General features: G+C 32.5%; 12 protein-coding genes. 8 read left to right on the plus strand and 4 right to left on the minus strand.

Annotated features, from left to right (window positions below; genetic code table 11):
• Nucleotides 1–152 precede the first annotated feature (152 nt).
• Nucleotides 153–860: a uracil-DNA glycosylase gene (locus tag MV589_RS07335; protein WP_297433425.1), complete on the plus strand. Its 708-nt coding sequence runs from the start codon at nucleotides 153–155 to the stop codon at nucleotides 858–860.
• A gap of 10 nt (nucleotides 861–870) precedes the next feature.
• Here MV589_RS07335 and MV589_RS07340 read toward each other — a convergent pair whose 3' ends face one another.
• The gene (locus tag MV589_RS07340) at nucleotides 871–1,815 is read right to left on the minus strand and encodes an endonuclease/exonuclease/phosphatase family protein (RefSeq protein ID WP_297433427.1); all 945 of its coding nucleotides are present in this window, start codon (nucleotides 1,813–1,815) and stop codon (nucleotides 871–873) included.
• A gap of 57 nt (nucleotides 1,816–1,872) precedes the next feature.
• A complete protein-coding gene (locus MV589_RS07345) occupies nucleotides 1,873–3,822 on the minus strand; it encodes a M3 family metallopeptidase (protein WP_297433429.1) in 1,950 nt (649 codons plus the stop codon).
• 111 nt (nucleotides 3,823–3,933) lie between these two features.
• Between MV589_RS07345 and MV589_RS07350 the strand changes: the two genes are divergently transcribed.
• The 7 genes from MV589_RS07350 to MV589_RS07380 all read left to right on the plus strand — a co-directional run bounded on the left by MV589_RS07350 (nucleotide 3,934) and on the right by MV589_RS07380 (nucleotide 11,352).
• Complete coding sequence (locus tag MV589_RS07350) at nucleotides 3,934–4,461, plus strand: diguanylate cyclase domain-containing protein (RefSeq protein WP_297433430.1); 528 nt, start codon at nucleotides 3,934–3,936, stop codon at nucleotides 4,459–4,461.
• A gap of 74 nt (nucleotides 4,462–4,535) precedes the next feature.
• A complete protein-coding gene (pyrH, locus tag MV589_RS07355) occupies nucleotides 4,536–5,246 on the plus strand; it encodes a UMP kinase (protein WP_297433432.1) in 711 nt (236 codons plus the stop codon).
• 20 nt (nucleotides 5,247–5,266) lie between these two features.
• Nucleotides 5,267–5,488, plus strand: coding sequence for a DNA-directed RNA polymerase subunit omega (locus tag MV589_RS07360; protein WP_297433433.1), 222 nt, complete (start codon nucleotides 5,267–5,269; stop codon nucleotides 5,486–5,488).
• 4 nt (nucleotides 5,489–5,492) lie between these two features.
• Complete coding sequence (locus MV589_RS07365) at nucleotides 5,493–7,646, plus strand: RelA/SpoT family protein (RefSeq protein WP_297433434.1); 2,154 nt, start codon at nucleotides 5,493–5,495, stop codon at nucleotides 7,644–7,646.
• 16 nt (nucleotides 7,647–7,662) lie between these two features.
• Nucleotides 7,663–8,862 (plus strand): tyrosine--tRNA ligase, encoded by a 1,200-nt coding sequence (tyrS, locus tag MV589_RS07370; protein WP_297433436.1) that lies wholly within the window; start codon nucleotides 7,663–7,665, stop codon nucleotides 8,860–8,862.
• Nucleotides 8,862–9,953, plus strand: a complete 1,092-nt coding sequence (locus MV589_RS07375) for a nitronate monooxygenase (RefSeq protein WP_297433438.1) — start codon at nucleotides 8,862–8,864, stop codon at nucleotides 9,951–9,953. The genes tyrS and MV589_RS07375 overlap by 1 nt, the downstream gene beginning before the upstream one ends.
• A gap of 172 nt (nucleotides 9,954–10,125) precedes the next feature.
• Complete coding sequence (locus tag MV589_RS07380) at nucleotides 10,126–11,352, plus strand: N-acetylmuramoyl-L-alanine amidase family protein (protein ID WP_297433440.1); 1,227 nt, start codon at nucleotides 10,126–10,128, stop codon at nucleotides 11,350–11,352.
• On the opposite strand, the gene MV589_RS07385 is transcribed toward MV589_RS07380, so the two are convergent.
• The gene (locus MV589_RS07385; protein WP_297433442.1) at nucleotides 11,349–12,428 is read right to left on the minus strand and encodes a DHH family phosphoesterase; all 1,080 of its coding nucleotides are present in this window, start codon (nucleotides 12,426–12,428) and stop codon (nucleotides 11,349–11,351) included. The two genes, MV589_RS07380 and MV589_RS07385, sit on opposite strands and share 4 nt — an antisense overlap.
• Nucleotides 12,429–12,446: 18 nt before the next feature.
• Nucleotides 12,447–13,505, minus strand: a 1,059-nt coding sequence (locus tag MV589_RS07390; protein ID WP_297433444.1) for an FHIPEP family type III secretion protein, incomplete at its 5' end; no start/stop codon positions are given.

Consider the following 13,505-nt stretch of genomic DNA (forward strand, 5'->3'; position numbering starts at 1 on the left):
GTGTGGAAATGTAGGTCGCTGCCTAGTTAATCGTTTATTTACTTTTACTTCACTCTTTATTCTCTAATTACTTATTTATTTTTATAACTTTTTTTTATGATATTTTAGAATCTATTTTTACACGTCTTTATGTCTTTTTTATTAGTTTCTTTATGATACTATTTCAAAAAAGGTGTATTAATTTGTATTCTGTAAATCCAAAAATCGATGAGAGTTGGAAAAATGTTTTAAAAGAAGAATTTACGAAAGAGTATTTTTCTTCTCTTAAAGCTTTTTTAGTTGAGGAAGAAAAAGAGTACACTGTTTTTCCAAAGAATAAAGAGATATTTACAGCATATAATTTAGTTAAATTTAATGATGTGAGGGTTGTTGTTATTGGTCAAGATCCTTACCATGGAGAAAATCAGGCACATGGTTTAGCATTCTCTGTGCAAGATGGTACTAAGTTTCCACCATCTCTAGTTAATATTTTAAAAGAGTTGCATGAAGATATAGGTTGTGATTTTCCAAAAAGTGGTAATCTCTCAAAGTGGGCACAGCAAGGTGTATTTCTAATTAATGCTGTTTTGAGTGTACGTGCTGCTACAGCAGGTTCTCATCGCGGTAAAGGGTGGGAATATTTTACAGATGCTACTATAAAAGCTATTAGTGATAAGCTTGAAAATGTTGTGTTTATTTTATGGGGTAAGCCTGCTCAGATGAAAGAAAAATTAATTGATACATCTAATCATCTTATATTAAAAGCACCACATCCTTCTCCACTCTCTGCATATAGAGGTTTTTTTGGTTCAAAACCTTTTTCTAAAACAAATAAGTATTTAAAAATGCATGCAAAAGCAGAGATTGATTGGTGTCTTTAATCACCCAATCTTAATAGGTGAATTCTACTATAACTGGTAGATGGTCTGAATATCCTTTACCTTTATTTCTGTAGGGATATTGACGTGTCACTTGCCATCTGTATATATGTTTGCCATGAAAAAGATACTTTTTCTTAAATGAGTGTATTGATCCTTCTTTATAGTCAATACCTTTGTGATCAAGAAGTGCTTTAGTAACTAAAATATTGTCTATTGCCTCTTTTTTATTGCGAAATATATAAGAGTATCTTTCATTAGAGGGAATATCATACCAAAGATTGTAAAATTTATATGATGATACTTTAACTTTATTACTTTTGTCTTGATAATAAATAGTTCCTAAAATATTATTTATACCTGTTTTACCATCTGTATCATTGAGCCTTCTTTTGCGTTTAAATGATTTATACTCTTCATAATCTGAATTAAAATCTCCTAATGCAATAATGTTTTTATCTGTACCAAGCTCTTTTACTCGTTTTAAAAGTTTTTTTGCTGAGATTATTCGCATACTTTCTGGACCAGATTTTGCCTTCCAATGATTAACTAATATATATAAATCTTCGTTATTTATTTTAAATTTAGCTTCTAGTATATTTCTATATCTATATGAGCTTGTAACGGCAATTTCTTCTGTGTAAACAAATGGTATTTTACTTAAAATTGCTACTTTAATGGTGGTGTTTTTTAAATTTGCTATTTTGTAATACTTGTAGTAAAGTCCATCTCTTTTTAGTTGGTATCTTAAATCTTTTAAAGCTTGAAGTGACTCTATCTCTTGTAGAGCTATGATGTCTGCATCAATGTCCTTTATGACATGAGCTATGTTTTTTAGCTTAATTTGGTAAGTTTTTCTATTCCAATTAGATTTTGTAAAGGGAATATACTCTTTATACTCATATCCATTTTTATGTAAATCAAAAAGATTTTCTACATTGTATGTCGCTACTTTCAAAATATTTTCTCCAAATAATAGGCTTGTAAAGAGTAAAAAAAGAGTGAAAAATTTCATCTATTTTATACCATTGAGTCTTAAAAGTTTAGATACATCAGGTTCTCGTCCCATAAGTTCATGGTAAAGTATGTCCATACTTTTAGAACCTCCTTTATGTAAGATCGTTGAGAGATATTTTTTAGCTATTTTTGAGTTAAATATACCTTCATCAATTATTTCATAAAAGAGGTCTGCACTTAAAACTTCTGCCCATTTATAGCTGTAATATCCAGCAGCATATCCACCAGCAAAGATATGAGCAAAACCATTTTGAAATTTGTTATATTTTGGAGGTTTGATCAGTGCTGTTTTTTCTCTAATTGTATCAAGTAAATTTTGTACTTCATCTTTTTTGTAGAGTTTTGTATGAAGTTGAAAATCAAATATTGAAAACTCTAGTTGTCTTAACATTCCCATAGCTGAAAGAAAGTTTTTACTTTTTACAAGTTTTTTTATCATAATATCTGGTAAAATCTCTTCTGTCTTATAATGTTTTGCAAACATTTGAAGAACTCTTGGCTCATAAGCAAAATTCTCTAAAAATTGAGATGGAAATTCAACAGCATCCCACTCAACACCATTTACACCACTTACTTCATTTTCATTAACAGTGCTAAGAATATGATGGATTGTATGTCCTGTTTCATGAAAGAGTGTTACAACATCATCATGACGCAGTAGAGATGGTGCTGTTTCACTAGAAGGTGCAAAGTTACAAACTATAAATGCACTAGCAGGAAGTTCTTCGCCCTTTTCATTGGTGCAGTGAGATTGCCAGTTGTGCATCCATGCTCCACCTCGTTTAGACTCTCTTGCTTCTAAATCAAGATAAATCTTTGCCCTTAATTGCTCATTTTCATATACATTATAAGCAGTTGCTTTTTGATGCCATAACTTCTCATCTACTTTTTCAAATCTAATGTTAAAAAGTTTATGCAAAAATTCAAACATTCCATTTAGCACATTTTTTTGTTCAAAATATGGACGATACTCCTCTTCATCAATCGCATACTGCTCTTTTTTTAATATTTCAGCGTAGTATGTTGTATCGTGACTTTTAAGCTTTTGAGGTGCAATTTGTTGTAGCTCTATTAGTTCATTTTTTGCTTGAGAAATAGAGTTGTCTAAGAGTGAATTTAAAAAATTTAAAACACTTTTTTCATCTTTAGCCATTTTTGTTGCTAAAGAGAGTTGAGCATAATTTTCAAATCCTAAAAGCTTACTCATTTCATATTTTAGTGCAAGAATTTTATCTATTAAATCTGCATTTTGAGGGGCTCTTGATACATAAGCACGGTAGAGTTCTTCTCTTATTTTTCTATTTTGTCCATAGGTCATATATGCAATGTATGAAGGCATTTGAAGTGTAAATTTATATTTTACTTCTCCATTTTCCTCAAATTTTGCATTTTCAATTTCACTTTGAGGTAAACCTTTGATGTCATCTTCATCTGTAATAATGTACGAGTATTCATTAGTTGCATTGAGTAGATTTTGAGAAAATTCATTTGAGTATTCACTTAAAGATATATTTATCTCTTGTAATCTTTTTTTTGTCTTTTCATCAAGATTTGCACCACTTAATTCAAAATTTTGAATATTTAACTCAAGAACTCTTTTTTGTTCATAGTTAAGTTGGTCTGCTTCTTGTTTAAAAATAGTTTTATAAATATTGTATATCTCTAAATTTTGAGAAAGTAGGGTAGAATACTCTGTAATTATAGGTAAAGCAGTTGTGTAAACTTCCTGCATTTGTTCAGAATTATTGATTGCATTTAAATGAGAAAGAGGTGTGAAAAACTCTTCTAAATCCTCTTCCATCATCTCAAATGGTTTAACAAAATTAGCATAATTTGGCTCTTTTTGTGTTAAAAGTTTTTTAACTTTTTTATTGTTATTTTCTATTTTGTATTTAAGCTCATCTATAAAGTTGTCTAAGTCACAACGAAATTGTAAAAATTTTGACATATATCCACCATATTTTTTAGATAATTATATCTCTTTATTATTAAAGAATTTACATCTAAATCTATTATATGGTACAATCTTATAGAAGTTGGTAAAGGGGAGCCTATTTTTATGTCTGAATCTGAATTATATTTATATATGCTTATTGGTTTAGTTGTGATTTCAACTGGAAGTATTATTCTAAATATTATTCAGAGAAGTAATATCAATAATCTTCGAGAGAATTCTGAGACACTGATTAAAGATGCCTATTTTAATCCCATTACTTTTTTGCCTAATGAAGCAAATTTTGATATTTTACTAAAAGAGCAAATTGATCGAGCTTTAAGGCATCAAAAAACTTTTCTTTTTGTTTATATTAAATTAAAATATTATGAGAATGATGAAGATATTGTAAACGCAGCAAATAAACTTTCTGGATGTATTAGAAATGAGGACTTTCTTGCCCAAATAAACATAGATGAATTTGTAATTTTATTTAATGAGTATTTAGAAAAAGAGCATTACAATATAGTATTGCAAAGGATTACAACTATTTTTACAAAATACTCAATTAGATTGGGGAAAAGTACCTTTCCAAATGATGGAGAAGATAAAAAATACCTGTTGAAAAGTGCTAAAGAGGAGGCACAAAAGTAGAGATACTTACATCCAAAGCAAAGTAAAAGCCAAGATTCTGTATAATACTAAGATTTTATAAAAAAGGTGTATACATGACTAAAAAACGTGTTCTAGTTAAGTTTTCGGGTGAAGCTCTCGCTGGTGAAGCAGGTCATGGAATTGACACTAAAATACTCAAATACATTGCGCAGGAGATTAAATCTCTTGTTGATGCCGGTATTGAAGTGGGTATAGTTATTGGTGGTGGAAATATTATTCGTGGTGTTACAGCTGCACAAGATGGTATTATTAAGAGAACATCTGGTGATTATATGGGAATGTTAGCAACAGTAATTAATGGTGTAGCTATGCAAGAAGCTTGTGAGTATGCTGGACTAGAAGTACGTATGCAGACTGCAATTAAAATGGAACAAATTGCAGAACCTTATATAAATCGTAAAGCAACACGCCATCTTGAAAAAAATCGTGTTGTAATCTTTGCGGCAGGGACAGGAAATCCTTTCTTTACAACAGATACTGCGGCGACACTTAGAGCAGTAGAAATTGGTGCGGAAGTTATTATTAAAGCTACGAAAGTAGATGGTGTTTATGATAAAGACCCTGTGAAATATAGTGATGCTGTAAAATTACATGAGCTTACATATGATCAGGCGTTGCAAGATCATATTAAAGTTATGGACGATACATCTATAGCTCTTGCAAAAGACAACAAACTCCCAATCATAGTTTGTGACATGTCTGTTGAAGGAAATCTTTTAGATATTTTGAATGGGAACATGAGTAAATGTTCTATAGTTAGATAAGTTTTATAAAAAGGAAGAAAATGAAAATTGAAGAATTAACAGCAAAAATTTTAGATGAAAATCCAAATTTAGACCGTTATCAGTTAGCAATTGCTGTAGCAAAAAGATGTGATGAGTTAGAAAATGGTGCAATTAGTAAGTTAAATGTAAACACAAGTCGTATTAAATCTGCAGATTTAGCACTTATGGAAATTGCAGAAGGTCTTGTCCTTGTTAAAGGCTTTACAGATCAAGTAAAGTAATATTTTGCCGCCGAGTCAACTAGATATAGATTTAATTAGAAATATCCATGATGTGGACTCTGCTACCACATATTTATTTGATCAGGTTCCGCCGAGTCAAATTTTAAATAAAGCGCTCTCTTTTTCTAAAGAATCTCATAAATGTCAAGTACGAAAAAGTGGTGAGCCTTATGTTGTTCATCCTATTTTGGTTGCTGCTATTGTTGTTTCAATTACAAGCGATGAGTCTATGGCTATTTCAGCTCTGCTACATGATGTGGTAGAAGATACTGATGTATCCATAGAAGAAATTGCAGAGCATTTTGGTAAAGATGTTGCACATTTAGTAGCTGGTCTTACTAAAATTGATTCTCTTCGTGATAATGAACTTGTACCATCTTCGTCAAATGAGAGGCTTATTCTTTCTGCTTTAACTTTTAGAAAGATGCTTTTAGCGAGCATAAAAGATGTTCGTGTATTGGTTGTAAAACTTTGTGATAGATTCCATAATATGCTTACTTTAGATGCATTAAAACCTGATAAACAAAAAAGAATATCTGAAGAGACACTTGTGGTTTATGCTCCTATTGCCCATCGTTTAGGAATTTCATTTTTAAAAAATATACTTGAAGATTTGAGTTTTGGGTATCTTTTTCCAAAAGAGAAACAAAAGATTGATACATATTTGCAAGAAAATTATTATGCTATTGAGACGAAGCTGAATGAAATAAAAGCCTCTTTGTCGGATTTACTTGTAAAAAATGGTTTTTTTGAAGAAGATTTTGAAATTCTTTCTCGTATAAAACATAAATATTCTATTTATCTAAAAATGCAGCGTAAAGGTGTAAGTATTGATGAAATACTAGATTTATTAGCTGTAAGAATTATTACAAAAGAGCCAGTTGAGTGTTACACTATTTTAGGATTGGTACATCTAAACTTTCGTCCTTTAGCTTCCAGATTTAAAGATTATATTTCCATTGCAAAAGATAATGGATATCAGACAATCCACACAACTGTTTTTTACAATACTGCTATTTTTGAGGTACAAATTCGTACTTTTGAGATGCATAAAACTGCTGAACTTGGTGTTGCAGCACATTGGAAATATAAAAGTGGTGGTAACAATGTCAAGCTAGATTGGCTGGATGGTTTACAGTATCATAATGAATCAGCAGAAGAGTTTTATGATCTTATAAAAAATGACCTTTACTCTGAAGATATATCGGTCTTTTCTCCAACTGGCGATGTCTTTACACTGCCTCGCGGAGCAGTTGCTCTTGATTTTGCTTATGCTGTACATACTGCGGTTGGAAATAGAGCAATGAGTTCTCTTGTAAATAAAAATAAATCATCGCTACTTACTGAATTAAATAATGGTGATATTGTTAAAATTCTTACGGGTGAATCAGATATTCCGCGATGTAGTTGGCTAAACGCAGTGAAAACTTCTAAAGCAAAAACAAATATGCGCATTATTTGTAATGCAAGAATTAAAGAGATAAACTCAAAAATAGCTATCAATATTATTGCTACAGTAATGAATTTGAATCATTCTAGGGTGCAGGAGTGGTTAGAGTCTCATAATTGCAATAATTATATAAATATAGTTGATGATGTTGATCATTTGAAAAATCTTATTGGAAAATATACAAAAGATATTGGTAAAAATAGTAGATTTAAAAGTTTTGTTGCTAGACATAGATTTAAGCTTAAAAAATTTACAATGGCGGGACTGGAAATTTACTCTTCTACACATATTAGTGATGTAGTCTTTGATTACTGCTGTCATCCAAAATCTGGCGATGAAGTTATGGGATTTCTAGATAAGTCAAAAGTACATGTTCACCATAAAATGTGTAAAAATGCTCTTGTGAAGATTAATAATTATGAACCAATGGTATTTATAAAATGGGCGCAAAGAAAAATATATAGATATAAACTTATTGCCTCCTTGCATAATGAAAAAGGGGCTCTTGCAGACTTCTTAAGTTATTTGGTAAAATTAGATATAGATATTAATTCTATTGAACTTGGTAAAAATGCAGGAGACTATACGAAGTTTTGTGAACTTGAATTTGAAACCAAAGAAGCAGATATTAATGCATTTCGTGCTAAAATAGACTCAAAAATTAAAGTGATTGATTTAGTCCAAACTAACGACGCATATAAAAATTAAAGAAAGAGAAATAGAGATGATAAACGAAGCGCTTAGAGAAATAGATAGAGGTAGTGCAGAGATAATTGACAATGAAAGAATTGAAAAATTATTAAAGGCTTATTTTGAAGAGGGTAAAACATATACCGTAAAAGCTGGGTTTGACCCAACTGCACCTGATTTACATCTTGGACATACTGTGCTCCTACAAAAGCTTGCAATTTTTCAAAAATATGGAGCGAGAGTTCAGTTTCTTATAGGAAGTTTTACTGCAACTATTGGAGATCCTACTGGAAAAAATATTACTAGAAAGGTGCTTTCAAAAGAGGATATTATAAAAAATATTTCTAGTTATACAACACAAGCATTTAAAATTTTAGATGAGAGCAAGACTGATATTGTTTACAATGATGATTGGTTGGGTAATATGAGCGCTGCAGATATGATTACTCTGGCATCTAACTTAACAGTTGCACGTATGCTAGAGCGTGATGATTTTTCAAAGCGTTTTAAATCAAATACACCTATTGCAACAAGTGAATTTATGTATCCCCTTTTACAAGGTTACGATAGTGTATACCTTAAATCAGATGTGGAAATAGGTGGTACTGATCAAAAATTTAATCTTTTAATGGGTCGTCAACTTCAAAAAGCATATGATATAAAAAAACAACAAGCTGTGTTGATGATGCCTATTTTAGAAGGTCTTGATGGCGTTCAAAAAATGAGTAAATCTTTAGGGAACTACATCGGTGTATCTGATGCACCAAATGATATGTTTGGAAAAGTTCTAAGTATTTCAGATGATTTGATGTGGCGTTATTATGAACTTTTAAGTGACAAATCTTTAGATGAAATAGAATCTTTAAAAAAAGGTGTTCAAGAGCAAACACTTCATCCTAAAAAGGTAAAAGAAGATTTGGCACTTGAAATAACATCGCGTTTTCATAATGGGGAAGCTGCACAGAGTGCAAAAGCAGAATTTGAAAAAGTACATGCTAAAAGTCAAATACCAACAGATATTGCAGAATTTAGAGTTAATGAAGATATTTGGATATGTAAAGCCTTAGTTGATTGTGCACTTGAGCCATCTACTTCTCAAGCTAGAAGAGATATTAAGCAAGGTGGTGTTAAAATAGACCAAGTAAAAGTTTCTGATGATAAATTGCAATTATCAAGCGGGGAGTATCTTCTACAAGTTGGAAAAAGAAAATTTGCAAAATTGAAGGTGAATTAATGAGTTTTAAATCTGTAAAAATTGGTAAATATGAGATAGAAATTCCTATTATTCAAGGTGGAATGGGTGTTGGTATTAGTTGGGATCAACTCGCTGGTAATGTATCTAAAGAGGGGGCTCTTGGAGTGGTTAGCTCAGTTGGTACCGGTTATTATAAAAATAAAGAGTTTGCAAAAAAACTTGTATCTGATAGACCTTTAAGTGAAACAAACTTTTATTCAAAAGAGGGTTTTCATGAAATCATCAAAAATGCAAGAAAGATTTGTGGGACTAAACCATTAGCAGCAAATGTTTTGTATGCTATTAATGACTACGGTCGTGTTGTTCGTGATGCTTGTGAAGCAGGTGTGGACATCATTATTACAGGGGCAGGGTTGCCAACAAATATGCCCGAATTTACTGAGGGGTATCCTGATGTAGCACTTGTACCTATTGTTTCATCTGCAAAAGCATTGAAAATCATTTGTAGAAGATGGAAAAAACGTTACAATCGTCTTCCTGATGCTGTGATTTTAGAGGGTCCAAAAAGTGGTGGACATCAAGGTTTTACATATGAGCAGTGTGCTATGCCTGAGTATCAGCTTGAAAGTCTTGTGAAACCTGTTGTTGAAGAAGCGGCAGAGTGGGGTTCAATGCCAGTCTTTGCTGCTGGTGGTGTTTGGGATAAAAATGATATTGAAGAGATGATGAATCTTGGTGCTAGTGGTGTTCAGATGGGAACACGTTTTATTGGTACTTATGAGTGTGATGCACATGCAAACTTTAAAAAAGTTTTACTTGATGCAAAAGAGGGTGACATTAAACTTATGGGGTCTCCTGTAGGTTACCCCGCACAAGGTGTTGTGACAAATCTTACACATTTGGTTGATAAAAGAGAAGGCCCAGCTATTAAATGTATCTCGAATTGTGTCGCTCCTTGTAACCGTGGAGAAGAAGCAAAAGTTGTTGGTTTTTGTATTGCGGATAGGCTGAGTGATGCTTATGAAGGAAATTTAGAGACAGGACTCTTTTTTTCTGGAACAAATGGATATAAACTTGATAAAATAATAACTGTAAAAGAGTTATTAGATAAATTAACACAGGGCGAATAATATTTTAGTTATTCGTTTCTTCTTTCTTTTCTCATTACTATTTTCACTCTCGCTTTATGCTCTTAGTGATAAAAGCATTTTAAAGCGTGCAGTTGCGTTTGAGAGATCTCCTGCTAAAAGTGAGCAGTTTAAAGCTTACAATGATTACAAAAATCTCTACTTACAAGCATTGATGAATAACAATAATTGGCTGCGTTTAAAATCCTTAAGAGGGATTACAAGAACAGGGAAAAAGCTACATATTGATGTCTCTGTCTATGCTAAGGAACTTTCAAAATCTTTGCATACAAAAAAGAGATATAGTGCTAAACAAAGAACAAAAATCAAGATAAAATCTTCACATAAACTGCAATCTATACTCTGGAAAAATGGCAATTTAGAACTTCTCTTTGATAAGAAACTGCAAAATAATCAGATAAATTATTATAATAAATATGATGCTAAAAGGAAAATGTATCAGTATATTTTTAATATTCATGCTTCTATGCTTACAAAGTCGCAGACACTACGAAAGAAGGGTGTGAGCAATATTAAGCTTTCTCAATATAATCCAAATATGCTGCGTTTAGTAATAGAGAATAGTTCTCCTATTAAAGTTCGTTTTAGTAAAAAACCGACAAAAATTATAGTGAGAATCGGTAGTAATAAAATTATCCACAATAGTGTGCAATATCAACATCGTAGCAAGACTCCTACAAGGATAGATAGAGATAAGATTATTGTTATTGACCCTGGCCATGGAGGTAAAGATCCCGGAGCTATTGGTTATAGAGGGTATAAAGAAAAAAATGTTGTTTTGGCTATTGGCAAAGAACTTCGTAATATTTTAAAAGCTCGCGGATACAAGGTATATATGACGAGAGATGGTGATTATTTTGTCAAACTTAGAAATAGGACGAAATTTGCCAATAGAAAAAATGCCGATATCTTTATAAGTATTCACGCAAATGCAGTGAGTAAACATGATGCAAAAAAAACATATGGGCTTGAGACTTATTATTTGTCAAAATCTCGTTCAAGCAGGGCTAAAAGAGTCGCGGCAATTGAAAATTCCAGTGATTTGATAGATATGAATTATTATGGAAAAGAGAGCTTTTTGAATACACTTAATTCTCATAATATTATAGCTGCAAATAAATTAGCAATTGATTTGCAAAGAAGTACATTAGCATCTTTGAAAAAGAGGTACAAATATGTTAAAGATGCAGGAGTGAGAGAAGGCCCATTTTGGGTACTTGTTGGTGCCCAAATGCCTGCCGTTTTAGTAGAAACAGGTTTTATTACAAATCCACGTGAAGCGAAGAGACTTGAAAATAGAACTTATCAAAAAACATTAGCAAGGGGACTTGCTGATGGTGTACAACGTTACTTTATCAACTGTAGAAAGAGCAGGTATTAATCCTCCTTTTTATACTCTAACTCTCCTGCACGTGACTCTTTATCGTTAATAATCTGTTCAATTTGCTGTTTGACCTTATCGTAGCGGTACTGCTCTTTAAATCCCATAATTCTCCCTCCTGCTGCGTTTGGATGTCCTCCACCATTTGCCCACTCTTTTGATATTAAAGCAACGCTAACATTGTTGTTTGCGCGTAAGCTCATAGCACCTCGGTAACTTACATCAACGATAAAGTCATATTCCGGGTAAGCAGTTAAAAAACCATTTCCGACAATAGATGTATTTCCTACACCATAACTAAGATATCCTCTGTATCCTTTGTAGTAAATAGTTTTCTCTTTTCTCGCATCTCCAAGAAGTTTTACAACATATTTTGTGGCAAGGTTATCAAGAGTATTATCTGCACCTTCTCTAAAAAAATCTTTTTTTAGTCTGTGGATTTTATCATCAAGAACAATAGGTGCACTTGGTTGATTTATATATTTTACTGCCTCTAAAAGAAGTGATAGTTTATAATGTGAGTCTTCCTCAGCAAACATAATACGGTTAAGCTCTCTTGTCTCAGTTACTAGACGCATACAAACTTTTCCATATTCAAAATTTTCATGCTCTTCTTGTTTCCATAAATCGACTGCGTTTACGACATTGACATATTTTTGCATCCATGTTGGCTCATCTAAATCAAAATGTTCTTTTGCATAATCATAAGTGATTTTAGTAGCACAACGATCAACATCAAGAAAATACCAATCAAATTTTTTCGCACTTTCTGCACCACTACCATGATGGTCAAGTAGCTGAAGCTTTACATTACAGTAGTTGTCATTTGTCTTTTTTACTTCATGTTGCAACCATCGTGATTCATCTGCTGTTAAATTGAGATCTGTAATTAAGATATAGGCATCTTTTTTTGCTTTTTTAATGTTTTCAAGCATTAAATCTAGTTTTTGTCTCACTTCTGGACCATAATTGGCATTGTAATTGTACTTTTCGTAGGGTGTATATTTCATTACTAGCTGGCAGCTATAACCATCTAAATCGATGTGTGATAGATGGTGGATTACTCTGTTTGTCATTTTATACCTTTTTTTAGTTTATTCTTCTGTTTGTATGGCTATAGAGCCCATAACTTCAAATGTAGCACTTGCATCAATTTCTGCATGAGAAAGTGTAACCACATCAAGAGAAAATCTCTCAAATATTTCAGCAATACTACGACGTATTTGTGGATCAACTATGATGATTACCGGTGATATTCCTTTTTGTAAAACTTCTGTTGCTTTTTGGCTGGTTGCTTGTATAAGCGCATTGATTTCTCCTACATTTAAGAGAAGGTTTCTTACTCCATCCTGTTCTTGAGATTTTTGTAGTAAAAGTTGTTCTGTTTGCGTGTCAAAAGTCAGTAAGCGTATAACACCGTCCTCTCCTGCATACATCTGAGTAATGACGCGTGAGAGTTTTGCTCGTACCTGTTCAGTGATAATGTCAACATTCTTTGTAAATTCTGCAATGTCTGCTATGGTTTCTAATATTGTAAGCATATCTTTGAGCGGAATTTTTTCATGAAGTAGTGCTTTTAATACGCGTTGAATAAGACCAATAGAAGCAACTTTAAGAACATCATCAATAATAACAGGATAATCATCTTTGATTTTATCAATAAGAGATTGTACCTCTTGGCGTGTCAGTAACTCTTCGGCGTTGCGTTTAACGAGCTCGCTCATGTGTGTAGAGATAACAGTTGCAGGATCTACAACAGTATAGCCGTTGATGATGGCATCCTCTTTTTGTTCTGGAAGTATCCAAATAGCATCAAGCCCAAAAGCAGGCTCTTTTGTAGCTTCACCTTGAATCTCTCCTGTAGCCATTCCACTATCCATTGCCAAAAATTTATCGGGATTGATTATTCCCTCTCCGATGCTGATTCCTTTGAGTAAAATTTGGTATTGATCTGGTTTGAGGTGGAGATTATCGCGTATACGCACTTGTGGCATTAAAAATCCAAAATCACTGGCAATTTTTCTACGCATGGAACGGATACGCTCTAGTAAATCCCCGCCCTGAGAGTTGTCTGCAAGTTTAATAAGCTGATAACCAAGAGTAAGTTCAAGCATCTCTACTTTTAAAATATCTTCAAGAGCACTCTCTTCCTC

It is taken from the genome of Sulfurimonas sp. (genome assembly GCF_026991475.1).
GTDB lineage: Bacteria > Campylobacterota > Campylobacteria > Campylobacterales > Sulfurimonadaceae > Sulfurimonas.

Bases quoted from the DNA above. Each gene is read 5' to 3' on its own strand.
- MV589_RS07335 (WP_297433425.1), top strand. From the start codon at position 153: ATGATACTATTTCAAAAAAGGTGTATTAATTTGTATTCTGTAAATCCA.
- MV589_RS07345 (WP_297433429.1), bottom strand. From the start codon at position 3,822: ATGTCAAAATTTTTACAATTTCGTTGTGACTTAGACAACTTTATAGAT.
- MV589_RS07350 (WP_297433430.1), top strand. From the start codon at position 3,934: ATGTCTGAATCTGAATTATATTTATATATGCTTATTGGTTTAGTTGTG.
- pyrH (WP_297433432.1), top strand. From the start codon at position 4,536: ATGACTAAAAAACGTGTTCTAGTTAAGTTTTCGGGTGAAGCTCTCGCT.
- MV589_RS07360 (WP_297433433.1), top strand. From the start codon at position 5,267: ATGAAAATTGAAGAATTAACAGCAAAAATTTTAGATGAAAATCCAAAT.
- tyrS (WP_297433436.1), top strand. From the start codon at position 7,663: ATGATAAACGAAGCGCTTAGAGAAATAGATAGAGGTAGTGCAGAGATA.
- MV589_RS07375 (WP_297433438.1), top strand. From the start codon at position 8,862: ATGAGTTTTAAATCTGTAAAAATTGGTAAATATGAGATAGAAATTCCT.
- MV589_RS07380 (WP_297433440.1), top strand. From the start codon at position 10,126: ATGAATAACAATAATTGGCTGCGTTTAAAATCCTTAAGAGGGATTACA.
- MV589_RS07385 (WP_297433442.1), bottom strand. From the start codon at position 12,428: ATGACAAACAGAGTAATCCACCATCTATCACACATCGATTTAGATGGT.